The following is a 15,992-nucleotide window of genomic DNA, read 5'->3' on the forward strand; positions in this document are numbered from 1 at the left end:
AAGCAACATATACCAGTTTAGGCTAGGAAGTGAAGATGTTGAACATATTTACGGCTTTATTGAAAAGTACATACTCTCCGGCGGATATTGCAAAAACACGGTTTCAGGGGATAGGAAAAGCGATCCTTTATGTATTTTTGCTGTCTGTCCTTTTTACGCTGCCAAGCGCTTATTACCTTTGCTCCGGCACCGTAAACTCAATGAACGGTTTCAAAACCGTGTTAAAGAAAGATTTCCCTGATTTCAGCATTTCAAACGGAGAATTGCAGACGAAAGCGTCCGCCTCTAAGGAAACGGAAGCGAACGGCTTTGTCATCGTGTTTGATCCGACAGATGCTTACGGCGCGAAACAAATAGCGGCGAAACAAAACGCGATCGGCATTTTGAAAAATAAAATGGTGCTTGCTGTAGACGGACAGGCGACAGAAATGAATTATTCGCTGATGCCTGCTGATATCACAAAAAAAGAAATCATATCAGCATTAAACCAAAATAAAACAATGATCGTCACCGTCCTGTCCGTTTTGCTGTTCATCATGACAGCGGCCGGAAAATTCATTGAAGTATCATTTCTTGCCGTCATCGGCCTGATATTGAAAAATGCGCAAAGAAAGACATTGAATTACCAGCAGCTCTGGAAGCTTTCGGCTTATTCCATTACACTTTCGACCATATTCTTTACGATCATGCGAGCGCTTGTTATTACAGTGCCGAGTGAATTTTTAGTGAATTGGTTTGTAAACTTTATCATCCTTTTCCTCGTCTTAAAAGAGATACCGCCAAGAAAAACAGCTGTGTAACAAAGACTGCCCCCGGCGGTCTTCTTTTTTTGTCATGAACAAAATGGGACAAGCATACAATGAAGTAAAAATGTATGCGGGAGGCGGTTGGAATGAAGCGGCTTACTTTTGTATTCGGCAGTTTATTTGTGATATTCATTATCTTTTACGATCTTAAAATCGGCACGATCCCTTCTCAAGACCTTCCAGCATACGCAGCGGCGGCACAGCCAGCAAAACAGGAAGCTTCATACAGAACGGTTACGGTCAAAAAAGGCGATACGGTGATGTCGATAGTCGGCGCGCATAAAGCGCCAGATGATATTGCACAAGATTTTGAAGCGCTGAATCCGAATGTAAAAGCAAATGCCATTCGGGCAGGCACCGCTTATAAATTCCCCGTCTACCGCAATTAAACGTTAATTTCTTGTCAGTTCGGCAAATACACTGTTACAATATAACATGTAAATAGAAGTTGCCTGACATGTAAAAGGCTCAGCCTGCAAAAGCGGTAACTACAATTAAGGAGCGATTGACAAGTGAGTGAAATCACACATCGTACAAAAACGCGTCCCGTCAAAGTGGGACCTTTAACAATAGGCGGAAATAACGAAGTCGTTATTCAGAGTATGACGACGACCAAGACACACGACGTAGAAGCAACAGTTGCGGAAATCAACCGTTTAGCCGAAGCCGGCTGCCAAATTGTCCGGGTAGCATGTCCGGACGAACGCGCCGCTAACGCGATTGCCGACATCAAAAAACAAATTTCCATCCCTCTCGTTGTCGATATTCATTTTGACTACAAGCTTGCATTAAAAGCAATTGAGGGCGGCGCCGACAAAATCAGAATCAACCCGGGTAACATCGGCCGGCGCGAAAAAGTGGAAGCCGTCGTAAAAGCGGCGAAAGAAAAAGGAATTCCGATCCGGATCGGCGTAAACGCGGGTTCTTTGGAAAAACGCATTTTAGAAAAATACGGCTATCCGACTGCTGACGGAATGGTTGAGAGTGCGCTTCATCATATCAAAATCCTGGAAGACCTTGACTTTCACGACATCATCGTCAGCATGAAAGCGTCTGACGTCAATCTCGCCATAGAAGCATACGAAAAAGCGTCAAAAGCATTTGATTATCCGCTCCACCTCGGAATTACAGAATCGGGCACGCTGTTTGCCGGAACGGTAAAAAGCGCGGCCGGACTCGGAGCGATTTTAAGCAAAGGAATCGGAAACACGCTCCGGATCTCTCTGAGCGCCGACCCGGTTGAAGAAGTAAAAGTAGCCAGAGAACTGCTGAAATCATTCGGTCTCGCTTCAAACGCGGCTACGCTTATTTCATGCCCGACATGCGGACGGATCGAAATTGATCTCATCAGCATCGCAAATGAAGTGGAAGAATACATTTCTAAAGTCAAAGCGCCGATTAAAGTAGCGGTTCTCGGATGTGCCGTTAACGGACCGGGTGAAGCAAGAGAAGCCGATATCGGGATTGCCGGCGCGCGCGGCGAAGGACTTCTTTTCCGCAAAGGCCAAATCGTCCGCAAAGTTCCTGAAGAAACCATGGTCGAAGAGCTGAAAAAAGAAATCGACAAGCTGGCAGAAGAACACTACGCAAAGCTTGAAGCGGAAAAAGCAGAACAAGAAACACAAAAAGCTTGACGGATATTCCGCCAAGCTTTTTTTTGCGTTGTGTTAAAAAAACGGTGTAATGAAGATGCCGAGCACAAGGGAAACAATACCGATTCCCATCGCCCATCCGCCTAAAGCGCCTGCTCCTCTTCTTCTGGCGATATAGCCGACGATAATGCCGCATGCCCCTAATAAAACAGGGAGCACAAACAGGGAAATGATAGAAATAGCCAATGCTGCATACCCTATCCCCCGGCCTTCACTTACTCCGTCCCGGTTATCATCACGGTCTGCTGCCCGGTCAGAAGCACGATATGGCTCTGAGATTTCAGCCGCTGTTTCTTCTGAATAAACATCACGCGTGATATCGGTTCCTTCCGATCCATGATCCACATAGTAGTCGTTGCCTTTTCGATTTTCGTAATCGTATGCCACCTTCAATTCCCCCTTTTTCTTTTATGAAAGGAGCTTTTTTAGTTTCCGCGTTTTTTACGGATTCATGTTTGCTAAACTTTTCTGGTATTGTTAATTGTTTATGTTACACTTGAAGGGATGAATTTATAGGAGTGTGGACATGTTACGGTTAGGTATAGATATTGACGGCACAGTTACGGCACAGGATACATTTGTCCCTTATTTAAACCGCTCATTTCATCTTTCCATTACCTTGGATGATATGACTGATTATGATCTGACGAAGCTTTTGAACATTACAGACGAGGAATTTTGGGAATGGATGAACGTTCATGAAGCAGCCATATATAAAGAAGCCAAACTCGCGGAATTTGCCAAGCAGGCACTGGACGGACTGAAAGAAGAGCACCGTCTGATCTACATTACGGCAAGACGCGGCCACTTAGAAGATGTTACGCTGGACTGGTTTGCAAACCAGAAAATTCATTACGATCACATTGAGCTTGTCGGAGGCCATCACAAAGTGGAAGCCGTCAAAAAACACGGCATTGATTTATTTTTCGAAGATCACCACGGCAATGCGACAATGATCGCAAAAGAAGCAGGCATTCCGGTTATCCTTTTTAACTCCCCATATAATCAGCTCCCCATCGATTCCAATATTATCAGGGTGCAGAATTGGCTTGAAGCCGTCGCCTGGATTAATAAAAACAAACATAGCTTTCAGCATGTTAAAAGCTGAAAAAAACCTCCTGTATAAGCAGGAGGTTTTTTATCGGCACGCCGGACAGGTGCCGTAAATTTCAAACTTATGGCCGCTGATGTCATACCCTTCCAAATCATCGTGCAGCTTATCCATCGGACAGGACTCAATTTCCTTCGTTTTCCCGCAGGTTAAACAGATAAAATGGTGATGATGATGGGTATAAGAGCATGTAAAACGGAACAGTTTTTCTCCGGAAAGCTCCGTCGTTTCCAAAATGCCGAGTTCTTCATATAACGAAAGATTTCTGTATATGGTATCAAAGCTCAGACCCGGATAGTCGTCATTTAATGCGGCAAGCACGTTTTTGGCGGTCAGATATTTATCAGAATCAGCAAAAAGCTGCAGCATGTCTTCTCGCTTACTCGTATATTTATACCCTTTTTCTTTCAGCAGGTTCAACGCTTCTTGTACGTTCATGAGGACCTCCCCTTTACAACACGGTATCGCTCCAAAAAGAAAATGGCAGCTGTCTGAACAGCAGGCCATTTTCTTATGATGTATCAAATTATACCTATAAAATGATGAAAAGTAAATGAAAGCCTAGTGAATCGCGGTTTTGAACTTACCGCCCCTCGTTTCATGGGTATTCATGATCGTAATAAAGGCGTTTTTATCAATTTCAAACACAATGGATTTCAATTTAGTCACTTCAAGCCTTGTCACGACCGCGTAAATGACTTCTTTGGTTTCATCCGTATATCCGCCTTTGCCCTGAAGCTTGGTGGTTCCCCGTCCAAGCCGGTGCAATATAGCATCTGAGATCTCAGCATATTGCTCTGCAACAATAATGACCGCTTTTGTTTCATCAAGCCCCTGGATGACGGCGTCAATCGTTTTCATGGCAATATAATAAGTCATGAAAGAATACATTGCCTGCTCCGGACCGAACACAAAACCGGCCCAAATGAAAATAAACACATTGATGAGCATAACGAATTCCCCGACTGAAAAGGGCAGCTTTTTCGTGAGAAGGATACCGAGGATTTCAGTACCGTCCATCGAGCCTCCGTTTCGGATGACAAGGCCTACCCCGAAACCGAGCAAAAGCCCGCCGAATACCGTCGCCAAAATAGGCTGGGTCGTAATGGCCTCCACATGGTGCAATGAGGATTCAATCAGCGCTAAACCGACGATTCCGATAACAGTAGAGATGAGAAATGTTTTTCCGATATATTTATATCCGAAAATCATAAATGGAATGTTGAGTAACACAACGAATAAGGCAAAATTGAGGAGGGGATTGGACATAAAGAGGTGGTCTAAAATTAATGAAACACCGATAATGCCTCCGTCGATAAAATTATTAGGGACCAGAAACAATTCAATACTTACGGCGGCTGAACCCGCCCCGATCAGAATCATAATGACCCTGAAGATAAAGTGTAAAAATGATTCTCTTTTATGCTGTTTATTTGGGGTCATAAAATCTCCTTTCCTATAATAACTATTTTAAACAGTAAGCAACTTTATTTTACCATTAAAAGCTGTAACATTTTAATGATCTGCTCAATACATTATGTCTAAAGAGGTGAAAGTATCGATGATTTTAATACAAAGAATTATTTTGCAGCGGCTCAATCAAGTCACTGCGGACGATCTGCTGAAATATTCCAAGCAATACGGAATCAGCATTACAAGAAGTCAAGCGGCTGAGGTAGCGGCTCTGATGCACGGAAAAAACATTAATATTTTTGATGAACAGGAGCGGCTGCGCCTGCTGAAAAAAGTGGAAACGATAACCTCAAAAGAAACGGCACGGAAAGTTGACGAACTTTTCAATCAATTCTCAGGGTAAGAAAGGAGGGACACCCGCCCCTCCTTTCTTTCTTATTGAGCTGATATTTTTTCAAGAAGCTCCTTATCAAACTGCTTTTCTTTCAGCATTTCGATTTCAAAACGGTACGGCGGCTTCTTATTTTTCTTGTCTTCGCCTACATACGGTGTTTCGAGGATTTTCGGAATATCGGCAAGCTGCTCGTGATGAACGATGTACTGCAGAGCGTCAAAACCGATCTCTCCGAACCCGATATTTTCATGGCGGTCTTTCCGGGCGCCTTTAATATTTTTACTGTCGTTAACATGAAGGACTTTTATCCGATCGATGCCGACAATTTTATCAAACTCGTTAAGAACACCGTCAAAATCATTAGCGACATCATACCCGGCGTCATGGGTGTGGCAAGTGTCAAAGCAGACGGATAGATGTTCATTATGCGTGACTCCCGCAATGATCTCGGCCAGCTCTTCAAAGCTTCTCCCGCATTCTGAGCCTTTGCCCGCCATTGTCTCCAGCGCAATCTGCACGTTTTGCTCGGGAACAATCACTTCGTTTAGACCTTCAATGATTTTTTTGATGCCCGTTTCAGCTCCGGCTCCGACATGCGCTCCTGGATGAAGCACGATCTGTCTCGCGCCGATCGCTGCCGTTCTTTCAATTTCAGAACGCAGAAAATCAACGCCCAGCTCAAATGTTGCCGGATTTGTCGTATTTCCGATGTTAATGATGTACGGCGCATGCACGACAATCTCGTCGATGCCGTTTTCCTTCATATGGGCGCGGCCCGCTTCGATATTCAAGTCTTCAATTTTTTTGCGGCGCGTGTTTTGGGGAGCGCCCGTATAGATCATAAATGTATTCGCCCCGTACGAAACAGCTTCCTTGCTCGCGGCAAGGAGCATATGTTTTCCGCTCATTGAGACGTGTGAGCCTATTTTCAGCAACCCGATTCCCCCTACTTTCCTCTGTTAGATTTGTTTCTTCTCTGCTTCTTTTTAATTTTTTCCATTTCGTAGCTCATTTTCTTTTTATAGCCCGGCTTTACTTTTTTCGGCTTTTTCACGAGGCGTTTCGCAATTTGGTCAGCCTCATTTGCCGTCTTTTTGCGATTTTTACGGCGGTGGCGGTCATCGCCTTTCTTCCATTCGCCGTTTACAAGCTCCGCATAGTCAAACACAATGCCCATCTTTTCGAGTCTTACGAGCGCATCTTCGTCAGAAAGCTCATAAATGGTCAGTGCTTGGCCTGATGAACCGGCGCGTGCAGTTCTCCCGACGCGGTGAACATAAAAATCCAGATCGTCCGGAAGCTCGTAGTTGATGACGTGGCTTACGCCTTTAATGTCAATTCCTCTAGCCGCAAGGTCTGTCGCAATGACATAAGTGAACTCCAGATCATTAATCTGCTTCATTACCTTTTTGCGCTCACGCGGCGTTAATCCCCCGTGCAGAAGACCGACCCTCATTCCTTTTTCAGTCAGGTATTTCGCAATATGGTCAGCCGTGTTTTTCGTATTTGCAAACACAATGCCCAGATAAGGATTCAGATGAGACATCATATCAAAAAGCAGTTTGTCTTTATCACGCTGTTTAGAAGGAACCAACACATGTTCAATCTTTTCGGCTGTGATTCTTTTCGGCTCAACATGCGCGTACTTCGGATTTTCCATATACTTTTTCAAAAACGGCTTCAGCTTTTCCGGAATCGTAGCTGAGAACACAAGCATCTGCAGTTCTTCCGGCATACGCGACCCGATGTAATCAACGTCTTCTAAAAAGCCCATATCAAGCATCAGATCAGCTTCGTCAATGACGAGAGACTGCGCTTTATAGACGTTCAATGCCTGCGCCTTAATCAGATCCGCGATCCGGCCCGGCGTTCCGACGACCAGATGCGGCTGTGTTTTCAGCTTATCAATTGATTTTTGCTTGTCCGTCCCGCCGATGAAGCATTTTGTCCGGATCGGCTCATCTTCCGCACCCTGTGTGATTTTGAGCGCTTCCTGATGAATCTGATTGGCAAGCTCTCTCGTCGGCGCCGTGATAACGGCCTGTACCGTATCAGAACCCGGATCAATCCGATTCAAAATTGGCAATAAATAGGCGTGGGTTTTCCCCGTCCCCGTCTGGGACTGCCCGATCACGCTTTCGTTTTTCAGTACGGCAGGTATCAGACGCTTTTGAATATCTGTCGGTTCATAAAAACCAAGGCGGTGAACTGCATCTATAATAAACGGTTTTAAGTTGTATCCATCAAATTTAGTTTCTTTCATTTTTCCCAGCTCCTTAAAGCGGCACATTCTGTGTCCATCATCACATTATAACCGATTTTACTTAAAAACACCATGTCTTGGGGGAATCCTGTTTTCGAGACAGAAAAGCAAATGCCCCCTCCGATGCATATTGTAATAGCAGAGAGACAGAAAGGAGGTACAAGTATGTTTCCACAGCAGCCGATGAGAAATATGGCGCAGCAGGGCCGGCCGTTTATGAATCCGCGTATGATGATGGGAGGAAGACCGTCATTGCCGAGCCGGCAGCTGATGCAGCAGGGCCGGCAGCTTTTCCCTCAGCAGCAGATTGCCGGAGCGGGCCTGAGAAACGCAGGCACGGGCGGCGGAGGGGGCTTAAAAGGGATGCTTTCCCGTTTTTTACCCGGTTCAGGAGGAGGAAGCGCTGCCGCGTCGGCACCGGCGGCGGCCAGCGGAGGAGCAGGTGCAGGACTGCAGGGAATACAGAACCTGGCAAGTCCGGCATCCCTGTCGAGCATGCTCGGCAACGTTCAGAAGGTGCTCGGCGTGGCGCAGCAGGTTACGCCGATGATCCAGCAGTACGGTCCTTTAGTACGGAGTCTGCCCGCCATGATGAAGCTTTACAGCCAATTAAGCAGCAGTGATGACGAGAATGAATCTGACGAGACGAAAGAAACAGACGAACAGGACAAAAAGGATGAAGCTGAAAAAACAGATGAAACAGAAGATGAAAACAAATCAGACGCCTCATCCAAAACATCAAAAAAGACGTCTGAAAAAGCATCCGCTTCAAAAGAAAAAGACGCCGAACAGGCAGACTCAGCGGAACAGCCGCGTCCAAAAAGAACATCGGGCAGATCAAAGCCGAAATTATATATTTAACATTCTTTGATATCTCACGAAAGATTAGCTATAATGAGATCAGAAGAATGCAAGATTTGAGCCGTTTAACTACGGCTTTTTATATTGCCTCTACACTCACTTTTGATAGGAGGACATCTACATTGGACGTTATCAAAATATCGCCGCGCGGCTACTGTTACGGCGTTGTTGATGCCATGGTCATAGCCAAAAACGCGTCACTCGATAAAACACTGCCAAGACCTATATATATACTGGGAATGATTGTTCATAATAAGCATGTCACAGATGCGTTTGAGGAAGACGGCATTTACACGCTTGACGGCACAAACCGTCTGGAGATTTTAAAGCAGGTGGAAAAAGGAACCGTTATTTTCACGGCTCACGGGGTATCTCCGGAAGTAAGAAAAGCCGCTGAGGAAAAAGGGCTTGTTACGATTGACGCCACATGCCCGGACGTCACGAAAACACATGACTTAATCCGAAAAGTAAAAGCTGAAGGCTATCACGTCATATACATCGGTAAAAAAGGCCACCCCGAGCCTGAAGGAGCCGTCGGCGTCGCTCCTGAAATCGTTCATCTCGTTGAAACAGAGGAAGACGTGAGAAATCTCGATATTCAGGCTGAGAAATTAATCGTTACAAACCAAACGACAATGTCCCAGTGGGACGTCCACGATATTATGGAATCAGTCAAAGAAAAGTACCCGTACGTGCAATACCATCAGGAAATCTGCCTGGCCACACAGGTTCGTCAAGAAGCTGTATCAGAGCAGGCAAAAAAAGCGGACTTAACCATTGTTGTCGGTGATCCGAAAAGCAATAACTCCAACAGACTGGCGCAAGTGTCAGAAGAAATCGCCGGAACAAAAGCCTACCGAATCGGAGACATCAGTGAACTGAAGCTCGAATGGCTGAAAGACGTCAATACCGTCGCCGTTACCGCAGGCGCATCAACACCGACACCGATTACAAAGGAAGTCATCCGCTTTTTAGAGCAGTTTGACCACAACGATGAATCGACATGGCAGCTTGAACACAGTGTGCCGCTTAAAAAAATCCTTCCGAAAGTAAAAATAAAAAACTGAGGCCCGAGGCCTCAGTTTTTTATAAGAAGGTAAATGGGTTTGTATCTGTTTCGGAAGCGAAAATGCGCACATCATAGTTTTTCTCTCCGGCCATTGCCGTAAGCTTCTCAGCCGTGCCTTTTCTCATGATCTTTTCAGCATAATGCCCCGGGTCCACGACGTTTAATCCCATCATCATCGCATCATGCGCTACATGGAAATAAAGATCGCCTGTCACGTAAACATCTGCACCCTTCCGCTTTGCCTGATAAATATATTTATTTCCGTCACCGCCAAGAACCGCGACTTTTTTCACCTTGCTGTTTCGCTCTCCGACCATCCGGACTCCGTTAACGTCAAACTTTTCTTTCACAAACAGCGCAAACTCTTCAAGCGTCATGTCTTGCTGAAGTTTTCCGATGCGGCCGAGCCCTTTTTTAAGCGGAGACTGCTCCACCGGATAAATATCATATGCCACCTCTTCATACGGATGGCTTTTTTTCAGCGCTTTTACGACGGTTCTCTCCATACTTGCCGGAAAAACGGTCTCAAGTCTCACTTCATGGACGAGCTCCAGTTCTCCCGTCTGCCCGATAAACGGTTCTGCCCCGTCCAGCGGCTTAAAGCTGCCGATTCCCTCAGAGGAGAACGCGCAATGGCTGTAATTGCCGATATGTCCCGCTCCGGCGTTGCCAAGTGCAGTTCTTACAGCTTCTTCATAGTCTTTCGGAACATATACGGCAAGCTTTTTCAGCGGGTCCGAATATGTCGGGACGAGCACCTCTGTGTCTGTCAGGCCGAGAGCTTCGGCAAGGAGATCGTTCACACCGCCGTCCGCTACATCAAGATTCGTATGAGCCGCATATACGGCAATATCATGCTTTATACATTTCTCAATCAGTCTTCCGCCAGGCTGATCAGTGGTGATCTGTTTAAGCGGCCGAAAAATCGGCGGGTGGTGGGCGATAATTAAGTCAACTTTTTTCTCAATGGCTTCATCTACCGTTTGTTCCAGAACATCCAGTGTCACCATGACATTTTTCACCGGCTTATTCAATGTACCGATCTGCAGCCCGATTTTATCTCCTTCCACCGCAAAAGCCTTCGGTGAAAATTGTTCAAACAGCTGGATGATTTCCTGTCCGTTCACATGTTTAGGCATGTCCGATTACCTCCTTCAGCAGAGAAATCCGCTCTTTCAATTCAGCTAATTTTTCATGATTTTCATGCTTTGCGCTGCGGCTGATCTGTTCATAAATTTGTTCAGTATGCTTAAGTTCCTGGCTCCATTTCCGAAGAAACACTTCATTCCTCTCTTTTAATAAAAACGGACCCGCAAGCATTCCGGCAGCCATCGGCACGTCCCGATACGGCGCATCACGGTCGCCAGTTTCCGCAACGAGGATTTCATAACACTTTCCGTCTTCTTCGAGAATCACTTCATCAATCAGTTCATAACCTTCCTGATACAGCCACTCTCTTATATGAACGGCATGAATATTCGGCTGCAGAATCAGCCGTTCACGCCCCGTCAATTTCGTTTTTCCGGACTCCAAAATATGAGCGATCAGCGCTCCGCCCATGCCAGCGATTGTAATGGCGCCGGCTTCTCCTTTTTCAAGGACGCTCAGCCCGTCACCTTTCCTTACGGAGATAAGAGTGCTTAAGTCCAGTTTTTCCACCTGCTGTTTGGCGGATAGATACGGCCCGTCTGTAATTTCACCGGCGATTGCCCGGCTTGCCAATTGATTCAAAACGGCATAGCAAGGAAGATACGCGTGGTCCGATCCGATATCAGCAACCAGGGCACCCGGAGGGATATATTCCGCCACAGACTGCAATCTTTTAGATAACTTCATTTCATTCACAATATCACAACTTTTCTCAGGTTCTTTTTCCTTTACTATCATATAAAAAAACCGCCCGGAATCCAAGCGGCGGATAGAGTTTTTCATATGTCTTTTATATAGGGACCGGTAAAGCTTTATTTAATGTCAGAAACCCATTTTGCCATGTCATCCAGCTTTTCGGCCGGCACAAGGCCCGCGGGCATCCCGTTGCCGCCTTTTTCAATTTTTGTTTTAATCTCAGCGACATCTTTTCTTTTGCCGACGCCTTTTAAGTTCGGCCCTGACACACCTTCATAGTTTTCCCCGTGACAGGTGATGCAGTTCGCTTTATAAATCTCTTCAGGTGAAGCGTTTGCAGTTTCCTTCTCGGCATTTTTGCTTTCACCGCCGCTTGCGATCTGATGCGCATCTCCATTGCCTTTTACAGCTAAAAAGAAAGTCAGCCCTATTCCCAGCACTGCAATGAGCAAAAAAGGAATCAGCGGATTCCACTTCATATCTCCATCCCCCTTTTTCATTCTCCCCCTATGTAAACACTTCTAATTCTAACTTATTTTTACAAAAAGTAAATGGTCTTGCTCAGCAATTTCATTGATTTCACAATTTATACAAAAAGCAAAATAACTGTTTTGTTTATCACAAAATTATCTTTATTCTATTGTATAATGAATTGTATACGCTTACAATAAAGAATATAAATAAACTTATCTCATTTTCCCCATTTCAGGACATGCCGCATTTTTTCTGAACTCATTTGCAAAACATATGCTTATCCAGTAAAATAAAGGTATATTATCCATATATCTTATACATAAAAAAGAACGGATCAAAAAGACCCGTTCCATTCTATTCGAGAAAATCCTTCAGACGTTTGCTTCTGCTCGGATGTCTCAATTTGCGAAGCGCTTTTGCTTCAATTTGGCGAATACGCTCTCTCGTTACTCCAAACACTTTGCCGACTTCTTCCAAAGTTCTTGTGCGCCCGTCATCCAGACCGAAACGGAGACGCAGCACGTTTTCTTCACGATCTGTCAACGTATCCAGCACATCTTCCAGCTGTTCTTTTAAAAGCTCATATGCCGCATGATCCGACGGAGATGTCGCTTCCTGGTCTTCGATGAAGTCACCGAGATGTGAGTCGTCTTCTTCACCGATCGGCGTTTCTAAAGAAACAGGCTCTTGAGCAATTTTTAATATTTCACGGACTTTTTCAGGCGTCAGATCCATGTCTTCAGCAATCTCTTCCGGTGTCGGCTCTCTGCCAAGATCCTGAAGAAGCTGACGCTGCACCCGGATTAATTTGTTGATGGTTTCCACCATGTGAACCGGGATACGGATTGTTCTCGCCTGGTCAGCGATGGCGCGTGTAATCGCCTGTCTGATCCACCAAGTCGCATACGTACTGAATTTATATCCTTTACGGTAGTCAAACTTCTCGACTGCTTTCATGAGACCCATGTTTCCTTCTTGGATCAAGTCTAAGAAAAGCATGCCGCGGCCGACATACCGTTTAGCAATGCTGACAACTAAACGAAGGTTTGCTTCAGCCAGTCTGCGTTTAGATTCCTCGTCACCCTCTTCAATTTTTTGAGCGTAGGTGATTTCTTCTTTAGCAGAAAGAAGATTTACCCGTCCGATTTCCTTAAGGTACATGCGGACTGGATCATTGATCTTTACACCAGGCGGTACGCTGAGGTCATTAAGGTCAAATTCTTCTTCGGCTTTGGCAAGCTGTTGAATATTAGGATCTTCCGTTTCTTCATTTTCACTAATTAATTCAACACCTTGTTCTCCTAAAAATTCATAATACTCATCCATTTGGTCTGATTCAATTTCAAAGCTGGACATGCGTTCAGCAATTTCTTCATATGTTAAAACGCCACGTTTTTTTCCAGTTTCAGTAAGCTGCTCTTTTACCTGGTCTAATGTAAGTTCTGTTTCTGTTTCGTGGGTTTGTTTATCAGCCATTATGGATCCCTCCTTCCAAAGCTTGCAACGAATTCTAAAAGCGGTATGTTTCTTATCCGACCCGGAAGCCTTCTCTCTTTTTCAGCATGCAGGGCTGCGGATAATAAATGACAATTCATGATGAGGTTAAGCGATCTATTTGCTCCTCCGCAAGGAATCATTGCCAATCAGAACGCAAGCCTCTTTTTGGTGTTACTTTAATGATCGGTTCAATGCAACAATTTCTTGAGCCAGAGACGCAGCTTTCACGAAGTCTTTCTGCCTCTCCGCATCCGCTCTTTCTGCTTCTTTTTCCTTTATCATTGACCATTTTCGGTGATCCAACACTTTTTTTACGTAATCGGATAACTCGGCCTCTGAGAGCTCCTCGTTTACTTGGAGCATCCCTATATCTGAAAGCAGCTGGCTGATTTCCTCATCCTGCATTCTCGCCATAAGATGCTGCGGCGTCATGTCAGCGCCCTCTTCATAAACAGCGTACAGGTATGCTGCCAGCGCACGATGTCCGTCAATGTTAAATTCAAAGCCGACACGCTCAATCACTTTCTTTATGACGTTTCGGTCTCTCAGCATATGAGCGAGCAGAAGTCTTTCCGCGTTCTCATAGGCGGGACGGAGACGGCGCCGTTTCGCTTTTGTCGTCACCCTGGCCCGTCTTGTCTGCGGTTCGGCGTTTTTGTCGCCGGGGGCGTTTTGTCTGGCGTAGATGGAAAGCTGTTCCGTCAAAGATTCTACCGAAAGAGAAAATTCCGAGGCGAGCTGCTTCACATACATTTCCTGCTCAAGCGACCCGGAAAGAGCGCTGATTTCTTTCAGCACTTCTTTCATGTAAGCGAGCCGGTCTCCTTCGTCAGATAAGTTTTTCCCTTTGCGGAAATACTGCATTTTAAAAGCCATGACCGTAACGCTTGCATCAATGATATCGGTCCGGAATTTTTCTCCGCCCCGGGTTCTGATATAATCATCAGGATCAAGCCCGTCAGGCAGCATGCTTACTCTTACCTTACAATCGGCTTTCTGGAGCAGGCCGGCCGCTTTCAGCGTAGCTTCGTACCCGGCTTTATCCGAATCGTAGCAGAGAATGACCTCCTGAACATTTCTCCTGAGGATTTTCACATGCTCTTCGGTAAGCGACGTCCCCATTGTGGCGATACTTTCTTTTACGCCTGAGCTGACGGCGGATATGACGTCAGCGAAGCCTTCAAACAGAACGGCTCTCTCCTCTTTCCTGATCGGCAGGCGCGCTTTATGAAAGTTATACAGCAGCTTAGATTTATGAAACAGCGGCGTTTCCGGGCTGTTCATATATTTCGGCTGCTGGCTTCCGAGCGCCCTTCCTGAAAAAGCCGCCACGGCTCCGTGGTGATCATGAATGGGAAACATAATTCTGTTTCTGAAACGGTCAAAATACCCGCTGCCGTCTTCCCTTCTGATCAGCAGACCCGCTTTTTCCATCAGTTCTTCCTCAAAACCGCGCTTTTTCAAGAATTTCGTCATGAAATCCCAGGAATCCAGCGCGTAGCCGATTTCAAACTCATCTATGAGCTCTTTCGTAAAACCCCTTGATAAAAGGTAATCTAACGCTTCCTGGCCTTCCTTTGTATTTATTAGCAAATGATGGTAAAATTTCTTCAGAAGCTCGTGGGCTTCCGCCATCTTCTGCTCTCCGGAAGATTCAGGCCTGGATGCAGAGTGAATCATTATATCATCAGGGAAATCAATCTGATATTTATCCGCAAGGTGAGAAACAGCTTCCGTAAATGAATAGCCTTCCATCTGCCGTAAGAAAGAGAAAACGTTCCCGCCCGCACCGCATCCGAAGCAATGAAAGATCTGCTTATCGCTGGAGACGGAAAACGAGGGCGTGTTTTCCCCGTGAAACGGACAGAGCCCAAAGTAGTTGCGGCCTTGCTTTTTCAATTGGACATAATCACCTATGACTTCAACAATGTCTGCTGACTGCTGCACCTGATTAACTACTTCATCTGGTATGCGGTTTCCCATCTTATAACACTCCGTCGTACATTATTCGATGCTTTGATTTGAAATCCCTTCATCATTCGACAGGATTTTTTTAAGCAGGGTAACAAATCGATTCCGATCTTCTTTATTTAATTTTTTAGGTCCTTTGGAATGAATGCCGCTTCTTCTCATTTTGCCTGACATATGACGGCTCATCAGAGCGAAGTCAATCGTGTCTTCAGTATAAGAACGGCCCCTTTCCGATAAGACGGCAATATTTCTGTTCAGCAAAAGAGAGGCTAAACCGATATCCTGCGTGACTACGACGTCTCCCGATCTCACATGGTTTGCGATATATAAATCTGCCGCTTCTTTATGAGGATCAACGTATACCCAGTTCTCGTCTTTGCTTCTGGAAAGCTGGTAGTGTTCAAATGATGCGACGAAAATAACCCGAACGCTGTATTGCGATGCAATGAGCATTATTTCCTCTTTTACGGGGCATGCGTCTGCATCGACAAAAATCGTCTTTTCTTTTTCATTTAGAAGACTAATTCTCCATCCCTCCATCAATCTCCTGCATAAAAACAAGCGAAATCGCATATGCTCCATGACTGCGGATCTATTTTGAGCTTTGTCGAAAAATTTCCGGGAGTTATTCTTGAC

General features: G+C 45.4%; 18 protein-coding genes. 7 read left to right on the forward strand and 11 right to left on the reverse strand.

The window, feature by feature from the left end:
- Positions 1-35: 35 nt before the first annotated feature.
- The 3 genes from SB847_RS07805 to ispG all read left to right on the forward strand — a co-directional run bounded on the left by SB847_RS07805 (position 36) and on the right by ispG (position 2,440).
- Positions 36-800: a DUF1189 domain-containing protein gene (locus tag SB847_RS07805; RefSeq protein WP_014418394.1), complete on the forward strand. Its 765-nt coding sequence runs from the start codon at positions 36-38 to the stop codon at positions 798-800.
- A gap of 92 nt (positions 801-892) precedes the next feature.
- A complete protein-coding gene (locus tag SB847_RS07810) occupies positions 893-1,195 on the forward strand; it encodes a LysM peptidoglycan-binding domain-containing protein (protein WP_025285006.1) in 303 nt (100 codons plus the stop codon).
- Between the two features lie 132 nt (positions 1,196-1,327).
- On the forward strand, positions 1,328-2,440 hold the full coding sequence (gene ispG / locus SB847_RS07815; RefSeq protein WP_410563141.1) for a flavodoxin-dependent (E)-4-hydroxy-3-methylbut-2-enyl-diphosphate synthase: 1,113 nt from the start codon (positions 1,328-1,330) through the stop codon (positions 2,438-2,440).
- Between the two features lie 33 nt (positions 2,441-2,473).
- On the opposite strand, the gene SB847_RS07820 is transcribed toward ispG, so the two are convergent.
- Entirely contained in the window at positions 2,474-2,851 is a 378-nt protein-coding gene (locus SB847_RS07820) for a DUF308 domain-containing protein (protein ID WP_087920773.1), read from the reverse strand.
- Positions 2,852-2,984: 133 nt separating this feature from the next.
- On the opposite strand from SB847_RS07820, the gene SB847_RS07825 reads away from it, so the two are divergent.
- Positions 2,985-3,566 (forward strand): hypothetical protein, encoded by a 582-nt coding sequence (locus tag SB847_RS07825; RefSeq protein ID WP_007612626.1) that lies wholly within the window; start codon positions 2,985-2,987, stop codon positions 3,564-3,566.
- A gap of 30 nt (positions 3,567-3,596) precedes the next feature.
- Here SB847_RS07825 and zur read toward each other — a convergent pair whose 3' ends face one another.
- Positions 3,597-4,007 (reverse strand): zinc uptake transcriptional repressor Zur, encoded by a 411-nt coding sequence (gene zur / locus SB847_RS07830; RefSeq protein ID WP_007612627.1) that lies wholly within the window; start codon positions 4,005-4,007, stop codon positions 3,597-3,599.
- Between the two features lie 123 nt (positions 4,008-4,130).
- The gene (locus tag SB847_RS07835) at positions 4,131-5,012 is read right to left on the reverse strand and encodes a YitT family protein (RefSeq protein WP_007408296.1); all 882 of its coding nucleotides are present in this window, start codon (positions 5,010-5,012) and stop codon (positions 4,131-4,133) included.
- Positions 5,013-5,130: 118 nt separating this feature from the next.
- On the opposite strand from SB847_RS07835, the gene SB847_RS07840 reads away from it, so the two are divergent.
- Complete coding sequence (locus SB847_RS07840) at positions 5,131-5,385, forward strand: DUF2624 domain-containing protein (protein WP_003153013.1); 255 nt, start codon at positions 5,131-5,133, stop codon at positions 5,383-5,385.
- Positions 5,386-5,417: 32 nt separating this feature from the next.
- Here the strand turns inward: SB847_RS07840 and SB847_RS07845 are convergent, their stop codons facing one another.
- Both SB847_RS07845 and SB847_RS07850 read right to left on the reverse strand, forming a co-directional pair.
- Entirely contained in the window at positions 5,418-6,311 is an 894-nt protein-coding gene (locus SB847_RS07845) for a deoxyribonuclease IV (RefSeq protein WP_038459221.1), read from the reverse strand.
- An 11-nt stretch (positions 6,312-6,322) separates the two neighbouring features.
- Positions 6,323-7,639 carry a DEAD/DEAH box helicase gene (locus SB847_RS07850; RefSeq protein WP_038459223.1) on the reverse strand — a complete coding sequence of 439 codons (1,317 nt, stop codon included), beginning with the start codon at positions 7,637-7,639 and terminating at the stop codon, positions 6,323-6,325.
- A 165-nt stretch (positions 7,640-7,804) separates the two neighbouring features.
- Here SB847_RS07850 and vrrA point away from each other — a divergent pair, with 165 nt between their 5' ends.
- Both vrrA and SB847_RS07860 read left to right on the forward strand, forming a co-directional pair.
- Entirely contained in the window at positions 7,805-8,500 is a 696-nt protein-coding gene (gene vrrA, locus SB847_RS07855; protein WP_410561484.1) for a VrrA/YqfQ family protein, read from the forward strand.
- 122 nt (positions 8,501-8,622) lie between these two features.
- Positions 8,623-9,567 carry a 4-hydroxy-3-methylbut-2-enyl diphosphate reductase gene (locus tag SB847_RS07860; protein ID WP_029326068.1) on the forward strand — a complete coding sequence of 315 codons (945 nt, stop codon included), beginning with the start codon at positions 8,623-8,625 and terminating at the stop codon, positions 9,565-9,567.
- Between the two features lie 19 nt (positions 9,568-9,586).
- Here SB847_RS07860 and SB847_RS07865 read toward each other — a convergent pair whose 3' ends face one another.
- The 6 genes from SB847_RS07865 to SB847_RS07890 all read right to left on the reverse strand — a co-directional run bounded on the left by SB847_RS07865 (position 9,587) and on the right by SB847_RS07890 (position 15,896).
- The gene (locus tag SB847_RS07865; protein ID WP_406528189.1) at positions 9,587-10,708 is read right to left on the reverse strand and encodes a Nif3-like dinuclear metal center hexameric protein; all 1,122 of its coding nucleotides are present in this window, start codon (positions 10,706-10,708) and stop codon (positions 9,587-9,589) included.
- The gene (locus SB847_RS07870; protein WP_410563139.1) at positions 10,701-11,405 is read right to left on the reverse strand and encodes a tRNA (adenine(22)-N(1))-methyltransferase; all 705 of its coding nucleotides are present in this window, start codon (positions 11,403-11,405) and stop codon (positions 10,701-10,703) included. Before SB847_RS07870 ends, SB847_RS07865 begins: the two co-directional genes overlap by 8 nt.
- A 125-nt stretch (positions 11,406-11,530) precedes the next feature.
- Positions 11,531-11,893, reverse strand: coding sequence for a cytochrome c550 (cccA, locus tag SB847_RS07875; RefSeq protein ID WP_003152999.1), 363 nt, complete (start codon positions 11,891-11,893; stop codon positions 11,531-11,533).
- Positions 11,894-12,242: 349 nt separating this feature from the next.
- Positions 12,243-13,364, reverse strand: coding sequence for an RNA polymerase sigma factor RpoD (gene rpoD, locus SB847_RS07880; RefSeq protein WP_003152998.1), 1,122 nt, complete (start codon positions 13,362-13,364; stop codon positions 12,243-12,245).
- A gap of 192 nt (positions 13,365-13,556) precedes the next feature.
- Positions 13,557-15,368: a DNA primase gene (gene dnaG, locus SB847_RS07885; protein ID WP_410561481.1), complete on the reverse strand. Its 1,812-nt coding sequence runs from the start codon at positions 15,366-15,368 to the stop codon at positions 13,557-13,559.
- Positions 15,369-15,389: 21 nt separating this feature from the next.
- Positions 15,390-15,896, reverse strand: coding sequence for a YaiI/YqxD family protein (locus tag SB847_RS07890; protein WP_007612647.1), 507 nt, complete (start codon positions 15,894-15,896; stop codon positions 15,390-15,392).
- Between the last annotated feature and the right edge of the window lie 96 nt (positions 15,897-15,992).

The organism is Bacillus sp. SIMBA_026, from assembly GCF_046535335.1.
Taxonomy (GTDB): domain Bacteria; phylum Bacillota; class Bacilli; order Bacillales; family Bacillaceae; genus Bacillus; species Bacillus velezensis.